At 66.2% G+C, this 4,095-nt stretch carries 5 protein-coding genes; 2 read left to right on the plus strand and 3 right to left on the minus strand.

The genetic code is table 11. From position 1 onward, the window contains the following. Together ACTS2Z_RS11840 and map are read left to right on the plus strand one after the other, a co-directional pair. Nucleotides 1–422: 2,3,4,5-tetrahydropyridine-2,6-dicarboxylate N-succinyltransferase (locus tag ACTS2Z_RS11840; protein WP_442573415.1), on the plus strand; the 422-nt coding region annotated here is incomplete at its 5' end. 23 nt (nt 423–445) lie between these two features. After that, nucleotides 446–1,207: a type I methionyl aminopeptidase gene (gene map, locus ACTS2Z_RS11845; protein WP_442573416.1), complete on the plus strand. Its 762-nt coding sequence runs from the start codon at nt 446–448 to the stop codon at nt 1,205–1,207. Nucleotides 1,208–1,211: 4 nt separating this feature from the next. Here map and ACTS2Z_RS11850 read toward each other — a convergent pair whose 3' ends face one another. The 3 genes from ACTS2Z_RS11850 to ACTS2Z_RS11860 form a co-directional block, all read right to left on the minus strand. Further along, the gene (locus tag ACTS2Z_RS11850) at nt 1,212–1,838 is read right to left on the minus strand and encodes a hypothetical protein (protein WP_442573417.1); all 627 of its coding nucleotides are present in this window, start codon (nt 1,836–1,838) and stop codon (nt 1,212–1,214) included. 105 nt (nt 1,839–1,943) lie between these two features. After that, entirely contained in the window at nt 1,944–2,648 is a 705-nt protein-coding gene (gene rpiA / locus ACTS2Z_RS11855) for a ribose-5-phosphate isomerase RpiA (protein WP_442573418.1), read from the minus strand. Next, on the minus strand, nt 2,645–4,095 hold a 1,451-nt coding region (locus ACTS2Z_RS11860), incomplete at its 5' end, for an NAD-dependent succinate-semialdehyde dehydrogenase (protein ID WP_442573419.1). The genes ACTS2Z_RS11860 and rpiA, both read right to left, overlap by 4 nt.

The raw sequence follows: 4,095 nt of genomic DNA on the forward strand, positions 1-4,095 counted from the left end.
ATGTCGGCGAAGGCACGATGGTGGATACCTGGGCCACGGTCGGCTCCTGCGCGCAGATCGGCGCCAATGTGCACATCTCCGGCGGCGTCGGCATTGGCGGCGTTCTGGAGCCGCTTCAGGCCGCGCCCGTCATCATCGAGGACAATGTCTTCATCGGTGCGCGCTCTGAAGTGGCTGAAGGCGTGATCGTGCGCGAGGGGGCGGTCATCTCCATGGGTGTTTTCCTCGGCGCATCGACCAAGATCGTTGACCGGGCGACGGGCGAGATCACCCGCGGCGAAATCCCCTCCTATGCCGTGGTAGTGCCGGGCACGCTGCCCGATCCCAAAGGCGGGCCGTCGCTTGCCTGCGCCGTGATCGTCAAGCGCGTCGATGCGCAGACGCGGGCCAAGACCGGCATCAACGCGCTCCTGCGCGACTAGCATCTTTCGAAAGGCGCGGCGCCGTGACGGTTTCCAATGAGGACGAGCTTGAAGGCCTGAAAGTGATCGGGCGCATTGTCGCCAATACGCTGCATGCCATGGCCCGCGCGATGGAGCCGGGCATGACGACGGGCGAGCTAGATGGCCTTGGCGCAGAGCTTCTGGCGCGCGAAGGCGCGCTGTCCGCGCCGCAATCGGCCTACAGCTTTCCCGGTGCTACCTGCATCAGCGTGAACGAGGAAATCGCCCATGGCATTCCCGGCGACCGGGTGCTGGCCTTAGGCGATCTCGTCAATATCGACGTGTCGGCCTCGAAGAATGGCTTCTTTGCCGATACCGGGGCCAGTTTTGGCCTCGGCACGCTCAATCCTGCGCAGGAGACACTGCGCCGTGACGGCAGGCGCGCCATGAATATCGGCATTGCGCAGGTGGGTGCGGGACGGCCGCTCGCCGGCATTGGCAACGCCATCGGCACGTTTGCCGACAAGCGCGGCTATACGCTGATCCGCAATCTGGCCAGCCACGGCACGGGCCGGGCCTTGCACGAATACCCGGAAGAAATCCCCACCTGGCCGGCCCGCCATGAACGCCGCCGGATCACGGACGGCATGGTGATGACGGTGGAGCCCTTCCTGTCACGCGGCGGGGTCTTTGCCTCGGATGGCGATGATGGCTGGACGCTCTATGCCGAGCCGCACGCGCCAACGGTCCAGTTCGAGCACACGGTAGTGGCAACCCGGCGCGGCCCGGTGATCGTGACGCGGCCGGACATGGCCGCGCACTAGGCGCCTACCGGTTCAGGATCGCGCGGATTTCGGGCGCCGCGCCGATGATCAGGTTTTCGCCAAAGCGGTTGGAGACCTCTTCGACCTCCTCCATGAAGCGGGGCTGGGCGTCGAGCCAGTTGAGCGCAGCCTGGCTTTCGCCGAAGGCTTCCACCTGCGCGCGCTGATCGGCGGGCAGGCCCATGACCAGAGCGGCCAGGTCCTCAACCGATATTTCGCTGCCGCGCCCGATCATTCCGGCCTGTGCCCGGCCCGGTACGGTCTCGAAATAGGCGATGAGGGCATTGAGGTCTGACACTTCGAGATAGCGCGCCAGAACGCCGGAAACGGCGTCGAGAAGTTCGCCCTGACGGGCCGTGAAATGGCTGTCGACGACGCGGCGGACGGCTTCTGCCTGATCGGCGCCCATGTCCGGGCGCTCGTCCTGCAGGGCGGTGGTGACGATGCTGCCCAGCTCGTCCATGTCCGCCAGTATCGCATTCCACATGCCGCTGGCGCGGGCGAATGTGCGGGCTGCCTCCAGCCGTTCAACGTCCGTATCTGTCTGCGCCGCAGGTGCCTTGTCCTGCGCGAGGGCGGGCACCGGTGCGGCAAAGGCGAGAGACAGGAGAAGGAGGGCAAGGGCGCGCATCGGGTTTCCGTTCGGGCTGATCTCGGACAGGGCGCCAGCCTAGACCAGCGCCCGCCTGCCATGAACCTGCGCGGCCCTGACAATGCCTGTCAGGGGGAAACTGCCCTAAAGCTCGAGAATGCGGACGTCCTCGTCCTCGCCCACAATCACGACGCGCGCCTGATCGAGGAAGAGGCCGTGATCAACGACACCCGGCAGGGCCGACAGCTCTGCGTCCACGGCTTCCGGGTCGGTGATCGCATTGCAGGCACAATCGAGAATGTAGTGCCCGCCATCGGTGATGAAGGGCTCGCTGCGGTCACCCTGACGGCGGATATCCACCAGCGGGCGTTCCACGCTAGCGCGGCGCAGGGCGTCGAACACCTTCTTGGCGGTGATCGTCCAGCCGAACGGGTCGATCTCGACTGGCAGGGCAAAGGCGCCCAGCGTCTCGACCAGCTTGGTCTCGTCGATCAGCACGATCATGTAATCGGCGGCATCGGCGATGATCTTCTCGCGCAACAGGCACCCGCCACCGCCCTTGATCAGGCGGAAGCTGCCATCGACCTCGTCTGCCCCGTCAACGGCCACGTCGATGCGGTCGGCCTGCTCGATGGGGATGAGGGGAACACCGGCCTCGCGCGCGATCTCTTCGGTCTCGCGCGAGGTGGGGATGCCCTTTACCGAAAGGTCCCCGGCGGCGCAGCGCCGTCCGAGGGCCTTCACGAAGAGGGCGGCGGTGGAGCCGGAACCCAGCCCCACAATCATGCCGTCCTCGATATAGTCCAGCGCCGCTTCGGCGGCGCGTGCCTTCTGGCTCTGGGCGCTCACTGATCGACCCCGCCCAGGAGGACGAATTTCAGCTCGGTGAACTCCTCGGCCGCCCATTTGCCGCCCTCGCGGCCAATGCCGGACTGCTTCATGCCGCCAAATGGCGTGGCGGGAGAGCCGACCATGGGGGCGTTGACGCCGACCATGCCGAAATCAATGCCTTCGGAGATGCGGTGCATGCGCCCGGAATCGCGGGTGTAGAGATAGGCGGCGAGGCCATACGGCGTTGCATTGGCCAGCCGGATCACCTCGTCCTCGTCCTTGAACGGGTAGAGCGAGGCAACGGGGCCGAAAATCTCGTCTCCGGCCAGTGTCGTGTCGTGGCCCGCGCCGGTGATGAGGGTCGGTTCGAAATACGCCCCGCCCATGTCGTCGAGGCGCGCCTTGCCGCCCGCCAGCACCTTGGCGCCGTTGGACACCGCCGTGTCGACCAGCTCGGCGACGCGCTTGACCGCTTTCTCGTGGATCAGCGGGCCGACATCGGTATCGTCCGCGAAGGGATCACCGAGCTTCAGCCTGGCGACGCGGGCCTTTAGAAGCTCGGTGAGCTTGTCCATCACCCCTTCCTGCACGAAGACGCGGTTCGGCGAGACGCATGTCTGACCGGCAGCGCGGAACTTGCCCTGGATCAGGCCGTCAGCGGCCTTTTCCAGATCCGCATCGTCCATGATGATGAAGGGGGCATTGCCGCCAAGCTCCAGCGCGACACGCTTGATGGTCTTGGAGGCCTGTTCCATCAGCAGCGCGCCAACCTTCGTGGAGCCGGTAAAGGCGACCATCGCCACCTCGTCCGACCCGGTGAGGACCGGACCGATATCGCCCGCCTCGCCGGTGACGACGTTGAAGACGCCCTTGGGGAAGCCTGCACGCTCGGCGAGCTCTGCCAGAGCCAGCGCGGAGAGCGGGGTTTCAGACGCCGGCTTGATGACAACCGGGCAGCCCACCGCGAGGGCGGGCGCGCATTTGCGCGTGATCATGGCGGAGGGGAAATTCCACGGCGTGATGCACGATACGACGCCGACAGGCTGGCGGATCGTCCAGCCGCGCGCGCCGGGCGTCGGTACGGCAAGCGTCTCGCCATGCACGCGGCGCGCTTCCTCGGCGGCCCACAGGACGAAACCGGCGCCATAGGCGACCTCGCCCTTGGATTCCTTCAGGGGCTTGCCCATCTCGGCGGCCAGGATGATGCCCAGATCATCCTGATGCTCCATGATCAGCTCATACCAGCGATTGACGATACGCGAGCGCTCAAAGGCGGAGGTGCGCCGCCAGGCAAGGTTCGCCGCGGCAGCGGCCTTCACCGCGCGCTTTGCGCCTTCGGCCCCGACGCTGGCGACGTCAGCGACCTTTTCCCGGTTGGCCGGATTGTCGACATCGAAACGCGCGTCGCCCTTCACCCACTCGCCATTGATGTAGGAATCGGTGCGCCACAGGCCGGGATCCTTCA

This window comes from Glycocaulis sp., from assembly GCF_052168375.1.
Lineage (GTDB): Bacteria > Pseudomonadota > Alphaproteobacteria > Caulobacterales > Maricaulaceae > Glycocaulis.

Excerpts from the sequence above, each read along its gene's own strand:
- ACTS2Z_RS11850 (WP_442573417.1), bottom strand. The coding sequence starts at position 1,838 with ATGCGCGCCCTTGCCCTCCTTCTCCTGTCTCTCGCCTTTGCCGCACCG.